We start from the raw sequence: 15,189 nt of genomic DNA, 5'->3' as shown, positions 1-15,189 counted from the left end.
CCTCACTTCACGCAGCGGGCACCACGGATCGGCTTCGGGTCGCTCTCGTACACCTGGTTGCCGTCGGTGCCCTGGATCGCGAAGCAGTACCGGCGTACCGGATCCACGGGTACCCGATAGGTGGTTTTCCGCTGCGCCAGTATCGTCCGGTTCGCCTCGCCCTCGGCCGCGACGATCACGGCGAAGTTCAGCGGCTCGTTGCTCTGCCAGGACAGTTCCACGAAGTTGCCGTGATCGGCGGGATCGGCCAGTTCCAGCCGTACCACCGGGGCCGGGCTGCTCGCCGTGCCGACCACCCCGACCCCCGCCGGGGCCGGTGGGACGGTGAGCTCGCCGGGCCGGTTCAGCAGGAGCGGTACGGCGACCGCCGCGAGCAGCGCCAACCCCCCGACCCCGATCAGCAGGGATCGGGTACGGGTGGCGCGCCGGAGCCGCTTCTCCGAGCCGAAGACGAGAATCGGCTCCCCGTGCGGCCGTGGTGCCGCAGGACTGGAGACCTCTGCGCCGGGATCCGGCGTCTTGGCTGTGGTCTCCGGCGTCTTGGCTGTGGTCTCCGGCGGTTCCGCCGTCCGGTCGGGTGGTTCGACTCCGGAACTGGGCGGTTCTGCCACGGTCGCCGGCGGTTCCGCCACGGTCGCTGGTGCTTCCGCCACGGTCGCCGGCGGTTCCGCCGGCCGGATCGATGCTGCCGCCGTGGGCTCGGGCGGTTCCGCTCCCGGGGCCGGCGACTTCTCCACTGTCGGCGCTGGCGCTGCCGGCTCCACCGGGCCTGGCGTGCGGAAGTCGTCGAACCCGCGCTGCTCCGCAGGCGCCGGTCGGTGATCCGGGTCCGGCGACGGGTGGTTCGTGGGTTCTGGCGGTGTCGGCTCGGGCGGGCTCGACGTGGCGAAGTCGTCGAACCCGCGTTGCTCCGCAGGCGCCGGTTGGTGATCCGGGTCCGGCGACGGATGGTCCGGGGGTTCTGGCTGTTGGTCGGCGGGCGACTGCTGGCCTGTGGTCTCTGGCCGATGGTCGGCAGGCGGTGGCTGGTCCGCCGGTGCGACCCGTACCCGCAGCGCGTCCAGGTGCGCGGCCACCGCCGAGGCGGAGACCGGGCGGTCCGCCGGGTCCGTCGCCAGGAGCGCCGCGACGACCTGCACCAGTTCCGGCGGCACCCCGGGGCGATCGAGCGGTGGCACTGCGTCGCCGAGCACGCGCAACAGGCGTTCTTCCGGCCGCTCACCGGGCGGGCCTTGATGCGGGGAGCGGCCGGACAGGGCCAGGTAGAGCACCACGCCGAGGCCGTAGAGATCGGATCGCTCGTCGGCCGTGCCGTCCCGTACGGTTTCCGGCGGCAGGAGGTCCGCCGTCCGCAGGGGATCGCGGGGAAACGCGTGGCGCAACGTGAGGCCGAAGTCGGACAGCACCGGCTCGCCGGAGGGCCGGAACAGCACGTTCCCGGGGACGACCCCGCCGTGGACGAGTCCCGCCGCGTGGGCGGCTGCCAGCGCCGTCGCGAGGACGGTCCCCAGCACCAGGGTGTCCGCCACGGAGAGCGGGCCGAACGAGTCGAGCAGTTCCGGCAACGACTGTGCGCACAGCTCCATGCGCAGGGCACAGCGGCCGTCTGGGCGCTCCTCGACGCGGTCGGCGACGAGGACCGGGGCGTGCGCGCGTAGGGCGGAGAGCCGGGCCAGTTCGCGACTCAGCTCCGCCCGGGTGCGCCGGTCGATCCGGCCGGGGAAGACCTTCAGCGCGAACGCCTCGCCGGCCGTGGCATGCACGCCCGCCAACACGGTGGCCACCGGACCAACACCCAGCGGAACCAGCTCGCCGTCGGGGGGATCGGTCGTCATGCGGTGGTGTCCTCTCCGGCGGCGAGCTTCGCTGGCTGTCGTGCCGGTGCCACTGTGGGTCGTCTCGTTCATGCTAGGCAACGGGGATTCCGGCCCGGCGTGGGGCGGCAGCTTGCTGCCGTGGGACGGGAACGAGCCGGGAGCGGCTCCGGGCCAGGCCAGGTCAGGCACTCGCCGTCCGTACGTCCGCGGCGGTCACCGCACGCAACTCGGTCACGTCCGGCATCCGCCCGAGTGCACGCAGCCGCTGTGACTGCGCCTTGCGTACCCCTTCGAAGAGCCGGCGGGCGTCCCGGGCGTTCCCGAAGTTGGGGTCGCGCGATATCCGGTCGAAGTAGTCCAGCAGCACCGGGCGCGCGTCGTCGTCCATCAGGTAGTCGCCCTGGGCGACCATCCGGCCGATGATCTGGAGCAGGTCCTCCGGGGTGTAGTTCTCGAACTCGATGGTCTTGGAGAACCGCGAGGCCAGGCCGGGGTTGACGGCGAGGAAGTCGGACATCTCCCCGGTGTAGCCGGCGACGATCACCGCGACCTCGTCCCGGTGGTCCTCCATCAGCTTGACCAGGGTGTCGATCACCTCCTGGCCGAAGTCGCCGCCGGAGCCGGCCTGTCTGGACAGGGTGTACGCCTCGTCGATGAAGAGCACCCCGCCCTTGGCCGCCTCGAAGACCTGCGTGGTCTTCTCCGCGGTGTGCCCGATGTACTGGCCGACCAGATCGCGTCGGGAGACCTCGTGGAACTGGCCGCGGGCGAGGACGCCGAGCGCCTTGAGCAGTTTTCCGTAGGTGCGGGCCACCGTGGTCTTCCCGGTGCCGGGCGCCCCGGTGAAGATGAGGTGGTGGCTGACGCCGCCCACCGGCAGCCCCGCCTTGCGGCGCCACTCGTTGACCTGGATCTCGTCCACCAGCGCCCGGACCTCCGCCTTCACCGCGGCCAGGCCGACCATGCCGTCCAGTTCGGCGAGGAGGTCGTCGAGCCCGACGTCGCCGGTGGCGGCGGGGTGTCGTGCGGGTTCGGTCACCGTCGGCGTGGCGCCCTCGGCGACCTCGATGCTCGGCTCGGCGGTGTTGTCCAGCTGGCACTCCTCCACCGAGCCGGCGCAGCCGGGGCCGAACGCGATCCCGACGCCCTGCACGTTCCGCACCCGGGTACGGCGGACGACCGGTCGGCTCTGGTGCGCCACCGCGATGCCCGGGCCGGTCGTACCGGAGATGTCGCAGCCCTCGATGACCGGGCGGGCGTACTGGTAGACGTAGATGCCGCGCTGCCCGCAGTCGGAGATGGTGCAGTTGCGGATCTCCGGGTCGGCACCGAGCCCGACCACCACACCGTCGCTGGCCACGTCGTCAACCGAGGTGTCGTCGACCCGGCCGGACGAGCTCTCCACCACGATGCCCTGGGCCGAGCCGGAGATGGCGCATCGGCGCACCGCGAACCGGGGGCAGCCCCGTACGCTGATCGCCGGGCCCACCCGGGCGCTGATCGTGCACCGCTCGACCGTCAGGTGCGCGTTCTCCACCTGGATGGCGGCGACGCTCGCGCGCACCTCGACCCCTTCCAGAGTCAACGACCCGCCCCGTACGGTCAGCACCGGCCAGTCGCCGCCGGAGCCGTCCAGGACCACTGTCGCACCGTCGACCGCCCGTACCGTCAGCGAGCGGTCGAGCAGCTCGAACGTCTCCGGGTAGCTGCCGTCCGCGACCGAGACGACGCCACCGTCCGGTACGTCGCGCAGCGCCGCCCCGATTGTCTGGTACGCGCCGTGCCGCCCGGGCGAGACCAGCAGCGTCCGGGGGCCGGGCCGGCCCGGGTGGGGGCCGTCGTTTACGGCAGGTGCGGTCACTTCAGAAACACTCCGATCGGAAGCGAGGCGGCCACGCCACGGGACTGCGTGCCGTCGAGTCGAGCGGGGCGTACGCCGCAGGCCGTGGCGCGTACCACCGTGGTGGCGAGTGCCGTCTCGATGGCGGTCTCGCTGGTCGCGGCGATGCGCAGCACGGCGTCCACCCGTGGCCCGTCGTCATCGGACCGGGCGGCGAGCGTCACCGTGACGGCGACGCCGGTGAGCGCCGTGAGCAGCTCACCGACCAACCGCCGCGCATGCGAGTCGGCGAGGCGGTGCCAGCCCCGCAGCTCGAAGGCGGCCTGATGGACGGGCCCGGTGCGCCAGAACCGCCAGTCCTCGCGTACCTGGTTGCGTCCCCCGGTGACATGGGCCAGCCCGGCGAGCATCGCGAACGCCGCCTCCTCGGCCAGCGGCTCGGTCGGTACGCCCGCACGGCCGAGCATGCGTCGCATCCGGCGCATGGCGTTGCGCAGGACCAGTGCCAGCTCGTCGTCGCCGGGAACGTCGACGCCGCGGGTGGCGTGTACGGCCAGCCACACCTTCGCCGGGACGTCCCGGCGGACTCCGGCGTGGTACACCGTCTGGACGCCCAACGCACGCTGCTGCCCGTCGACGAGCGGGACCAGTGCCGCGGGCGTGGGCAACCGGTCGATCAGATCCGTGCCGCCGCCGTGCGGTTGCAGCACGGCGGTCAGGCCACCGCGGTGGCTGGCGGTCATCGCCAACCCGTGACCGGTCTCGACGGCCTGTACCGCGCAGTTCGGGATCAGCAGGTCCAGCAGCGCCGGAGTCTTCCCGGCGTCTTCGGGCAGGTCGCGGCGTCGGGTACGCGACAGGTAGCCGACGGCCAGCGCGCCGTGCTCGTAGAGCCAGCGACCGCCGATCCGTACGGTGGTCAGCACGACCAGTACCGCCGCACCGACCGCCACGCAGACCAGCACCGGCACCGGCTGGCGGACGGCGAGCGCCACAGCCAGCACGGCAACCTGCCAGCAGACGACCTGGACCAGGTTGAGGTTGGCGAGAAACTCCCGGCGCTGGCTGCCGTCCGGTGCAGTCTGCGGCGGCGGTCCGGCGGCGACTGTCGTGGGGTTCGGCGCGCGGGCCGGGGTCGTCCGGGCTGGGACCAGAGGCCGGGCGTCCGGGACCGACCGGGTGGTCTGACCGGTGGCCTGTCGGGCGGCCATGGTCTGGCCGGCTGCCTGTCGGCTGGCTGCGGTCCGGCCGGCGGCCTGATGGGCGGCTGCCACGGTGAGCCGCGCGGTGCCGGGGGCGACCCGTGCCGGCTCGGCGGGCGTGGCCTGGCCGGCGCCCGGCGGCCCGGCCGTCCGGTCGGGCGCCGGGACCGTTGCCCCGGAGGCGGCGCCTCGGTCAGCGGCGGTCATGGCTGACCTCCCGCCCCGCCGGTTCACCCGCTGCCCGTACCGGGCGGGTCGCGTCGCGCGGCGATGCGCCGCCTGAGCTACTGCCGGCGGTCGTGGCCAGCGTGGCCATCACCAGGGGAGAGCGCACGGGATCCTCACTCTGTCCGTCGCGGCCGGGTCGACGCGTTCGCGCCACCGCCGTACACGATCGGACGGAAGACATGAGGTTTCCATGACGCCCGATCCGCCGCGTGATCCATCCGAAGTCGAACGTCCCGCCGTCGGCGGCCCGGCAGCGTCATGCGCGTCCGAATACCGATCTGTCCCGCAGGTCCTGAGCTTGTCGTTCACGCTCCGCGTTGCCTACGTCCGGTCAGGTGCCGAGGGCACCATGCCCTACCGCGCTATCCGAAACGCGCCGCGACGTCACGGTAGGTGTCGCGGACGGCTTCGAGGCGGAGCCGACGGAATCGGCCCGGCCCGGCCGCGTAGACCTCACGACCCCGGCCGCTCCACAGCGCCTCCGCCGGCACCGCGTCAGCACCCGCCGGGACGAACTTCAGCACCTCGGAGAGGGCCGAGGCCGCGGTGAGCAGATCGATCCGGGCGCTCTGGCGATCCTCGGCGTCCACCCCGCTGGGGTGGGCCGGCGCGTCGCGCGCGAGCGCGTCCGCCAGCCACAGCCACTCGCCCGCGTCCAACAGCTCGGACGGCCGATCGTCGCCGAACCGCGGGTCCTCGTCACCGGGCAGCAGGATCTCGTCGGGGATCCGGAACGTGAACTCGCGGGCCGTGCCGCACGACGGGCAACTGCCGGTGTACCGGCTGGCCAGGTCACCCTCGGCCTCGACGATCGAGCTGGCTGGTGCGAAGCCGCTCTCCCCACAGGATTCACACGGGTGCAGCTCCATGTAGAGGTGCGCCTCCGCGCTCGTCCGGGCCAGCCGCAACGCCATGCCGCCCATGCTATGGCACCCGCCTCTCAGTACGCCTCGTCGAGGAAGCCCGCGTCGGAGCAGACCAGCAGATGCAGCCGGCGGAGCAGGTAGGGCAGCAACTCGTCGGCCCCGGTCACGGTGGGATCGTCGTCGTCGAGCGGATCCTCGTACGCCGGGGCGAGGGCTTCGCAGACGTCCCACAGCGTGGGGGTGACCGGTGCCCACCGCCAGATGTCATGAGCCAGGTTGTCGGTAAGAATCCACGGCCCGTCGGGTCCACCGATGCCGTAGAGGCCGTTCCACTCGAGTCGCATGCCGTGCCCGTGGAGCATGCTGTTCCACCGGTACGACCGCGCCATGGCAGTGGCCTCGGCCGGGTCGTCGGGATCGACGACGAGCAGCAGCCGGCGCTCGGCGAGCTGGGCGACGGCCCGGTCGAAGCGCTCCGGGGTCAGCCACGGCGCCGGATCGGCGATCTGGGCTGGGGTGGCGAATTGGGCCGGCTCGGCAATCTGGTCCGGGGCCCAGGGCTGCGGGCCGCCGCCGACGGTGTGGGCGAGCAGCCAGAGGGTGTACGGGTCACCGCCCGGCAGCGGGCGGATCTGTCCGGCGACGCGTACCCGGTGCGGGCCGGCGAGGGGGTCGGAGGCTCCGACGGTCGGTCCGAGGTAGTGGCCGACGGGGAACATCAGCGGTGCTGTGCTGGTGGGCATGTCACTCAGATCCCGGAGCGGCGGGCACGGCAAGGTCGAGGCAGGCCGCCCCGGCGGTGGTGAGCGTGTCGAGCCGGTCCAGCAGGGCGAGGAGGACCGCGTACGGGTCGATCAGGGCCGGTTCGGTGTTCGTGACGGCGAACCTGCGGCAGGCGTCCCACAGCGACGGCTGGCCGCCCGCTTCGATCCACAGTTCGTAGCCGAGCCGGTCCACGGTGACGATCGGTTTCCCGAACGTGCCGATGCGGCAGTTGTCCGGTTCCTGCGGGTCGGGCCCGAGCCCGGAGAGCAGCGGCAGCAGCCGGTGGGCGCGGGCGAACCCGGTGGCGTCGTCCCAGGAGACCGGCACCAGCAGGCCGCGGCTGACCAGGGCATCCAGGGTGGCTGGTGCGTGGCTCGGGTCGCCGGGTGCCGCCCAGGCCCTGGCCTCGGGCTCGGTGAGCCGCTCGATGTCGGGTCCGCGCCGGACCTCGTGATGCCACCGGCCCTCCTCGGTGGGAAAGACGCCCAGGTAGTGGCCGATCGCGACCAGTCCGGAGGTCGGCAGGCCCAGGTCGGTCAGCCCTCGCGCTCGATCGATGTCGGCCATCAACGCATGCGGCTCGGCGTTGATCTTCTCGATGTTCGACACGTAGCCAGCTTCTCCAATCGAAGACAGTGAAGATGCTCGAGTGCTGAAACCAGCGAGCGCGGGCCTGAGGCACCGCAGGTGCGGTGTGGCGGGTTTCCCTGGCGGCGTCGGCGGCCAGGACCGGGAGCTACGTCTTGGACCGTCTTGGACCGTGCCCGGGGCCGGGTGGTTCTCGTTGGTGTCCGCGAAGAAGCTACGACGGGCGACCGAGGCGGAGGGTGCGTTGGCGGGCTATGTGGAAGGCTCGTACCGCCTCGGAAACGGCGACCGCACCCTCGCGATCCCAGATGGTGTCGTCGCCGAACTCCAAACCGGAGACCAGAAGGACGGGACTGCCGGCGATGTCGACATTCTCGGCGGTGAACTCGTACTCGCGGGTCTCTCCGTCGTCGTCCACCACGCTGACGGTATAGGTCGAGTCGTCCTTGGCTGCCATGCCGGTCAGCCGCCAGCGGGCCGGGGGTAGGTTGTCCGTCATTCTTTGAACACCGCGTTTCCGTTCCAGTAGTCGAGGAATTCGTCAACGTCCATCGCGTATGACGAACCGCCGCCCCACGGGTCGCGGATCATGATTCGCCCGTCGGGGCGTACCCCGTCGACCACGACCGCGTGTCCGATGGGATTGAGCGGGTCCTTGAGTTCAGCGCCCCAGGGTGCGCGTTGGTTGAGTAGGTGCAACGCGTCGGGGCCGACGTACCCGCCACGCCAGTCGGGGCCGAGCGCCGCTGCCAGGCGGGCGATCGGTGCCGGCGCGCCGAGCGTATCGATGAGGTCATCCTGCGACTTTCCGGACAGCATCGCGCCGACAGCGGAGACACAGGAGGCATTGTTCTGCTGCCCTATCGCCCCGCCTGGCGTTTCGTCGATCGTACGCCAGTTGCCGCCGGGGCCGGCCATGGACGGGGCGCCGTCCGGCACTGCGCCCGTCGGTTTCCCGGCGGCCCCAGCCGTCGTGTTTCCGCCACCGGCCGGTGCGGGGCTTCCCTGGCTTGCTGCGGTGCTGCCCTCGCTCGGATCGTGGAAGGCCAGGATGGTGGCACCGCCGAAGTCCGGAGCGGTCAGGTCCGGACCACGATCGGCGAGCCAGGCATTGACGGCGCCGTGCAGCACCTTTGCCAGCCGGGCCGGGTCACCGATGACGGCGGGCGGGGTCGGGTCACCGATGACGGCGGGGTCGACGTAGAGCCGGTGCGGTCCCTTTGGCCGAGGTTCGAGTATGGCCACGCCGGCATCGTCCCCGTTTCGGCGGGGCTGGACTTCTAGCTCGAACGAGCCCCTCCAAGTACTGACCCGGACCGTACCGTCCGGGGTGAGACGCAGATCGCGTAGCCCGCCCGGCGCCGCAACGTTGACCGTGGACCATCCATTACGGGCCATCACGTCGAGTGCCTGAATCAGGTTGTACCTCAGCAGGTTCTTCTTGTGTTCCTTGTCCACCCACGTGTGCACCGCGTCCCGCGTCGCGTTGTCCGACCAATCCTCATCGAAGTCCTTGCGCAGCTCGGCCAGCGCCGTCTCGCTTTCCAGGTCCAGATCGAACCGGAGCTGGACGTCCTTGACCACGGCCTCCCACCGGGCGGCCGAGCCGGCCTGGCCGGCGAGCAGGCCCAGAAACTCCAGCTGTAGCCGCAGGTCTCCGCGCAGCATCTCAGGGGGCTGGCCGACGGGCATCCGCTGATGATTCTGCTCCATCGCCACGACCCGATCCAGGTCCCGGACGATTTCGACCAGGCGGTTGACCGCCGCCGCGTCCCGGCGGCTCAGGTGCACGCCACCAGGGGGATTGTCCCCCGGCCGCAACGCCGTGCCACTTTCGGCGAGGAGGCGCCAAGCGCCAAGCCCAGCTCGGACCATGCCCTCGGCGATCCTGATCGCCAACGGCACCCGCTCCTCGTCCGGCACCGGCATTGGCATGATCTCTTCGGCCGCCTTGGCGGCCTGCTCGGCAATTCTGGTCGCGTCCTGCGCCCTTTCCAGTGGAGTTAACGGGATCCGTTTGGCCGCTTCTCCAAGCTGCCGGTCGGCATCGATCCGCTTCATTATCGGGGTGACCACGCGCATGACGCCCTCACCGAGGGCGTACGCGGCGGCGACGGCGGCCGACCCGATCAGCCAGATGTGCTCACTACCGTCTGGAATGTCCGCCAGAAGTAGCGGACTGGCGGCGATCGCCGATCCGACGAAGCCCGCGACGTGCTTCAGCGACTGCAACCGGGCTGACTGCTCCGGCGGGATATTGGCCGCACGATCCCGCTGGGTCTGCGTGAGAATCGCCAGGCGTCCGGATGGCGGACCGGGGCGCCTGTTGCGCGGATCGGCGCTGAGCAGCTCATCGATCATCTTTTTGGACTCACGGAGCTGGTTCAGGGCTCTCGCGGCGGCCACTGCCGTCTTGTCGTCGGCCTCCCACGCCGACAGGTGCGTCCAGACCGCCCCGTAGCCGGCGCCGCGCCCTGCCTGTCCCAGCATGTTCGCGAGCATCAGCTCCGGGGTTGTCCCAAACCCGAGGTACAGCGATGGCCCCTGCATCACCGCGTGCTGCCACCCGACGCGCAGCGGGTTGACCAGAGCGGGCGCCTGCGCCTTCATCAGTAGATGGCGCAACTCGTAGCTCTGGCCCGGCGCCGGCTTGAACTTCCACCCGTCGGAAACCCGCCCGCCCGTGCGGTTCCACAGGTTCTTGGCTGGCTGGACCACCACGCTGCGGCGCCGGTGCAGGGCGGCGACCTTGTTCTCGACCTCCTCCTCGGATTTGTCGATCGCCTTCTGGATGTTTTCCCGAGCATCTTCCAGTTGCTGTTTCAGTTGGGCGTCGGGCGTCTGCCCCTCGTCGTGGAGGCTCCGGATCAAGAAGTAGAAGTTCTCCGCCCAGATGTTGCGGACCGTGTCCGGCTCCAGCTTTTCCAGGGCGCTGTATTTGCCGGTCGCGGTCATCTCGTACGGATCGGCGGCCTTGTCCGCAACCGCCTGGCTGAGCGACGCCACAAGCGTGAACGTACCGCCGACGCCGGCCCTGCTCGGGTCGCCGCCCAGGAGCTGGATGACGACATACGTGGTCACGCTTGAAGAAGCGGCATTCAGGACCCGCTTCTGGACGTTGTCCATGATCGGGTCGCCCGTACTGCGGGCGGGTGGGTTGCGCACCTTTTCCTTGTTGACCAGCTTGGCCTCAGGGTCGGCAACGAGCTGGACGTTCGGGAACGGCTTGCCGAGGTTCCCGTCGGCGTAGCCCTGGGCGATATTGCCGACCAGCCCCGAATACACGCTCGTCCACATGCCGACCGGGCTGCGGCCGTACTCCACGCCGACCAGCACGGTGTTGGCGACGCTGCCGACCTGCGAGACGAGCCGGCGAAACATGGCAGGCCGGTACGGTTTTCGCCCCTGAGGGCCGGCGACCAGCGGCCCCTTGAGTCTTCCCCCCCGATGCCTGGTCACCTCGCGCAGCTTGTTGACGGCATCCTCCGGGCGGGACATCGTCGCGTTGGCGTACCGTTCGATCAAGAGCCGTTCGGCCGGAGTGGCACGGCCGTAGAACGACGTGAGCACCGCGAGCCGAGCACTGCGCGTCGCAGCTTCGGTGAACCTTTCCGGATCCTGCTCGGCCACCATGCCGGGGCCGACCAGACGCGCGAGAACGTCGTACTCCGCCAGTGCGCTGGCGACCTCGGTGAGGATCGCCGCCTCGCTCGCGTCCTCCCGCACCTGCATCCGGTACCCGTTCGGGGCGTTCTTGTCGGGTACGAGCTGTACGGCGAAGTCACGCTGGCCAGGCGTTGTGACCTCGACCGGAATCTGGTGGTAAGAGTCGTCGATGCGTATCCTCGCCACCGGCGTCAAACCGTTCAGGTGACGGATCCCGGCACCGCGGACGTGGCCGTTCGTGAAATTCTCCTTCACGGCCATGTCGAGCGCCCGGTGCAGAGATTGCAATGCGTCGACGTCCTTCCGCGGCAAGCCGGTGTCGAACATCCGCAACGGGATGATCGTCTTCCGCGGGATGATCGTCCCCTTCGTCTTGCTGAGCCAGTTCAGCAGTCCCTTGACCAGTTGCCGGGACCCGGGCTGGTCGCTGAGCAGGCCCGCCTTGGCGAGATTCGCCACGACCCGGTCGGGGTTCCCCATCCGGTGGGCCTGTTCGACGGCCGCGAGCAGCGCCTTGTCCACCTTGGCGCCGCGGCGGGCGACGCGCAGCATGTCATCGACCTGGCGGAGCCTCTCGACCGTCCACACCACCGCCTCGGCGACGGTTGCGTTCAGCTCCGTGACGTTCTCCGCGATGACAAGCCGGGCTTGACGCGTCGTACCAGGGCTGGGATCGACAACCGCCTCCAGCCGGGCTGTCTCACCCTCAGACAGCGAACCGAGCCGCAGCTTTACGTCGATGTCACCGTCTTTGGTCCTAACCTGGACAACAATCTGGTCGCCGGTATCGAGCCAGCCGATGAGCTTCGCATCGACCTCGGCCAAACCATCGTTGATCTTGTCGCTCGCGGAGTGGACCGCCTCGGCCAGCTTGGCCAACTCGTCCGGCGTACTAGCCCGCGACGTCCACGGTACGAAGGTGGGCGGCTCCAACCTGGCCCGCACGTGGTCGAGGAGGCCGTGCTTCACCAACTTGGGGATGTTGGCCCACCGATCGAGGACGACCTCGGCAGGGTCCATGAGTACGCGCCCGTCCGGACCGCGTACGGGTAGTCCGTCCGAATCGGATCGCGGTTTCGGCGGGTTGACCGTGAATCCGGTCCCGCCCCCGTCTCTGCGTCGACGGAACCGCACAAGCACGGGGGTCCCGTCGTGGAGTTTGACGGTCTCGACCTCGCCGGTTCGTGCCAGCTGGGCCACCCGCCGCTCGGGCGAGCGCCACGCGGCATCGTGGCTCAGCAGTGGCCGGATTGCCGCGTACTCGTCGATGCTGAGGTTCAACAGGGTCCGCCGGTGTTTGGCGTGTCGCGCGTCCGGTGCGTTCGGATCCGGATGCCCGATACCGAGGTGGTCGAGCAACAGACCCAACTCGACCTCGATGTCTTTCACGGCTCTGGCTGAAGCCGGGTCCCCCGCGGCCGCCTTCGCCGCGGCCGCCTTCAGTTCCGCCACCAGAACCTTGACCTCGGCCCGGTGGCCCTCGTCGTGCGGACTGCGCTTGTTCAGTGACGGGTCGGCCCCGCGTCGCAGCGCGTCGGGATGCGCCGGCCCCTCGGTCAACGCCCGCAGCTTCGCCCTGGCGCGCGCCACGAAGCTCTCGTTCCGCAGGGCGGCGTCCTCGGCCAGCTCATGGGCCACGATGCGGTTGACCCACCGCCTGGCCGCTGCTTCGCCGACGGGCGGGCGGTCCGAGATCACGACGTCGACAACGGCCTCGCCATTCTCCGCGACCTCGGTCCGGTGCGCTCGGGTGCCCCCGGGCGGAGTGCCCACGATGAACCGCAGTGCCGGTCTGCCCGGCATCCGCAGGATTGCGATGCGTTCCTTGTTGTTGACCTCCAGCGAGCCAAGGCCCTGCAGCGCCCGCTTCAGATGCCAGAACACCCGTTGCGGAGCCGACTCGCCGACGCTCGCCGGTGCCCCCGGCAGATCGGTGGCGGTATGGGAATTGTCCGCGTGAGGTCCGGGGTGCGCCGCAGTGATCCGGGGCGAATCTGACCCGTGGGGGCCTCGCTCTCCGGAGGTGCGGGCTAGGACTGGATCCCGCCCCCTGTCGGCCAGGTCTTCTCGGCGGCCTCCCGGGTCAGGATCCGTCGTACCACCGCTCTGAGGGCGGGGTTCTCGCGCTCGTCCGTCACCCGGAATGTCCGGTCCAGCTTGTTGATGGTCAACCTCCGGTCCAGCTCTGGGTACCCGAAGAGGTAGTGAATCTCCTGGTCGGTTTCCTCCGCCTTCCGGAAGTGTTGCAGTATCGCGGTCGTACGCGCGGGCACCCCGTACGACGTCGCTGTCCGGGTCCTGGCGCAGCCCGTTCGGGGCGGTACCCGGCCCGTCCGTGCGAGTCGCCTTGGGGCCGATCGGGTCGGGACCCGTGAGGTCGGGATCGGTTGGCCTACTTCGGCGCGTCGGGTCGGAGCCGGAGCCGGGGCCGTTCGGGCCGTTCGGGTGCAGGGCGGAGTACACGATCGGGTGCACGGCGGTGTAGGTGGACGGCGGGGTGATCGGCGCGGACGGGTTGGCCGCCGACGTTCCGGCGGACGGTGGGCCGATCGCCGACGAGCCGTCTCCCGACAGCCCGGCTGCGGACGGGCCATTCTCCGCTGGCGCGGCCGCCGCTGGCCCGGCCTCCGCTGGGGTGTGGTCTTCCAGTGCGCGGCCTTCTGCTGGCCCGTCCGCCGATGGGCCGGCCTCCACTGGGGCGCGGCCTTCCAGGGAGCCGCCCCCCGGTGGGCCGGCCTCCGCTGCGCCGTCCGCCGGTGCGTCGGTGGTCCCCGAGGTGCCGTCGGGCGCGACCGTCTCGGGCTGGTGCACGGTGTCTAGACCGGAGGGTTGGGACGGGGTCACAGCCGGACCGGCAGCGGTCTCGGACTGCGTGGGGTCCGAGGTACCGAATTCGGTCGTCCCGGCATCGTTCGGCGGGCCAGCGTTTGGGGCTGGCGCCGGACGAGCGGTGCTGGCCGCGGGGGGCACGCCCCGCTCCTGCCGGTTGGTGTCCAGCCCAACCGGGCCCGCGTCGGTCACCGGCGGCGTCACGGCCTGGCCTACCGGCGGCGTCACGGCCTGCCCAGGCGGCCGCACCGCCGCCTCGGTCGGTGCCGCCGCCGCGGTCGGTGTCACAGCCTCGGTCGGTGTCACAGCCTGGCCAGGCGATAGGGGAGCCGTGGCCGGGTCCGACACCAGCATCGCGGGCTGGTTGATCGGCGGGTTCCCATCGATGGGTACCGGCGAGCCGGTCCCAACGGTGGGCCCCGACTCCGGCGGCGAGCCGAGCTGGTTCAGCTGCAGCCCGAGATGCCGGCTGTTGGCAGCACCCGCCCCCATCAGTCCGGAGCTCAACCCATCGTTCCCCACGGCGGTGAGGTAGCCGTTGATGTCCGCGAGGGCCGCCCAATCGCCGTTCACGGCCTTGTCGGCGGCGTAGCTGGACGTCGGTGAGGTGATGCCGTTGTTGGCGGTCGCCTCGATGAACATCGCCGGATGGCTGGCAAGCGGCGCGGGGAGACCGATTCGCTGGAGTCCCCGTTGTATTGCCTCGGCGATCGCTCCGGTGGCCACCCTCCGGAGGGCGTCCCCGGCCACCTCCCCGCTGGCGCCGGCAATGCCCGAGATCAAGAGGTCCTTGCCACTGAACTGGTCGCGGTGGCCCCCGGCCATGCTGAGGAGCTGTGTCGTGGTGCTGTTGCCCGTCTCGGTAGCGGCCCCGATCCCGGCCTGCATGAGGAGGTGCTTCGCCATTTGCAGGGGGCCGCTGGCCGCCAGCCGCCCGGCCCCCTCCGCGCCCAACATCGCCAGGCGTACGGCCAGCCGCGACACCACCCCGGCGGCAGCGCCCGGAAAGGGGAGCAGGGCGACGAACAGGGCCGCGCTGGCGCCGATTTCGATCCACAGACTGATTTTTGTCTCGACGATCGTCCGGCCGTACTCGCGGGCGTGCTTGGCCAGTTCCCGCAGGGCCTGCGCGAGCGGGCGAAGCTCAGTGTCGAGGACACGCACAGATTCCGCGGAGTTCAATCCCTCCGTGTCCGGCCAGACGGCGGGCAGTAGGCCGGCGATCACCGGAATGTCGTCGGCGGCTCGCTCGATTCCTCCGGCGGCAGCATCCAGTGCGTCCGCCAGCGCGTACGCCTGGGTCTCGCTGTCCTGCGGAAACGGGTTGGCCAGCGCCTTGATCTCCGCCCACAACCCGCTCGGGTCGGGCGGCTCGGGGATGTCCATAT

Annotated in this window: 8 protein-coding genes; all 8 read right to left on the bottom strand. The window is 70.7% G+C overall.

Annotated elements, in window-relative coordinates; translation table 11 throughout:
• Positions 1-2: 2 nt before the first annotated feature.
• On the bottom strand, positions 3-1,835 hold the full coding sequence (locus Pma05_RS33990; protein WP_203861620.1) for a serine/threonine protein kinase: 1,833 nt from the start codon (positions 1,833-1,835) through the stop codon (positions 3-5).
• Between the two features lie 163 nt (positions 1,836-1,998).
• A complete protein-coding gene (locus Pma05_RS33985) occupies positions 1,999-3,678 on the bottom strand; it encodes a right-handed parallel beta-helix repeat-containing protein (RefSeq protein WP_203861619.1) in 1,680 nt (559 codons plus the stop codon).
• On the bottom strand, positions 3,675-5,066 hold the full coding sequence (locus Pma05_RS33980; RefSeq protein WP_203861618.1) for a hypothetical protein: 1,392 nt from the start codon (positions 5,064-5,066) through the stop codon (positions 3,675-3,677). Before Pma05_RS33980 ends, Pma05_RS33985 begins: the two co-directional genes overlap by 4 nt.
• 383 nt (positions 5,067-5,449) lie before the next feature.
• A complete protein-coding gene (locus tag Pma05_RS33975; protein ID WP_203861617.1) occupies positions 5,450-6,001 on the bottom strand; it encodes a hypothetical protein in 552 nt (183 codons plus the stop codon).
• Positions 6,002-6,027: 26 nt separating this feature from the next.
• Entirely contained in the window at positions 6,028-6,696 is a 669-nt protein-coding gene (locus Pma05_RS33970) for a hypothetical protein (protein WP_203861616.1), read from the bottom strand.
• A gap of 1 nt (position 6,697) precedes the next feature.
• On the bottom strand, positions 6,698-7,327 hold the full coding sequence (locus Pma05_RS33965) for a hypothetical protein (protein WP_203861615.1): 630 nt from the start codon (positions 7,325-7,327) through the stop codon (positions 6,698-6,700).
• Between the two features lie 193 nt (positions 7,328-7,520).
• Positions 7,521-7,805: a hypothetical protein gene (locus Pma05_RS33960; RefSeq protein WP_203861614.1), complete on the bottom strand. Its 285-nt coding sequence runs from the start codon at positions 7,803-7,805 to the stop codon at positions 7,521-7,523.
• Positions 7,802-15,187, bottom strand: a complete 7,386-nt coding sequence (locus tag Pma05_RS33955; protein ID WP_203861613.1) for a WXG100-like domain-containing protein — start codon at positions 15,185-15,187, stop codon at positions 7,802-7,804. The genes Pma05_RS33960 and Pma05_RS33955 overlap by 4 nt, the downstream gene beginning before the upstream one ends.
• Positions 15,188-15,189 lie beyond the last annotated feature (2 nt).

This window comes from Plantactinospora mayteni (genome assembly GCF_016862935.1).
Classification (GTDB): domain Bacteria; phylum Actinomycetota; class Actinomycetes; order Mycobacteriales; family Micromonosporaceae; genus Plantactinospora; species Plantactinospora mayteni.
This window is presented reverse-complemented; position numbering and strand designations above follow the sequence as displayed.

What these genes read in the sequence shown, in the direction of transcription:
- Pma05_RS33990 (WP_203861620.1), bottom strand. Translation starts at nt 1,835, where the DNA reads ATGACGACCGATCCCCCCGACGGCGAGCTGGTTCCGCTGGGTGTTGGT.
- Pma05_RS33980 (WP_203861618.1), bottom strand. Translation starts at nt 5,066, where the DNA reads ATGACCGCCGCTGACCGAGGCGCCGCCTCCGGGGCAACGGTCCCGGCG.
- Pma05_RS33975 (WP_203861617.1), bottom strand. Translation starts at nt 6,001, where the DNA reads ATGGCGTTGCGGCTGGCCCGGACGAGCGCGGAGGCGCACCTCTACATG.
- Pma05_RS33970 (WP_203861616.1), bottom strand. Translation starts at nt 6,696, where the DNA reads ATGCCCACCAGCACAGCACCGCTGATGTTCCCCGTCGGCCACTACCTC.
- Pma05_RS33960 (WP_203861614.1), bottom strand. Translation starts at nt 7,805, where the DNA reads ATGACGGACAACCTACCCCCGGCCCGCTGGCGGCTGACCGGCATGGCA.
- Pma05_RS33955 (WP_203861613.1), bottom strand. Translation starts at nt 15,187, where the DNA reads ATGGACATCCCCGAGCCGCCCGACCCGAGCGGGTTGTGGGCGGAGATC.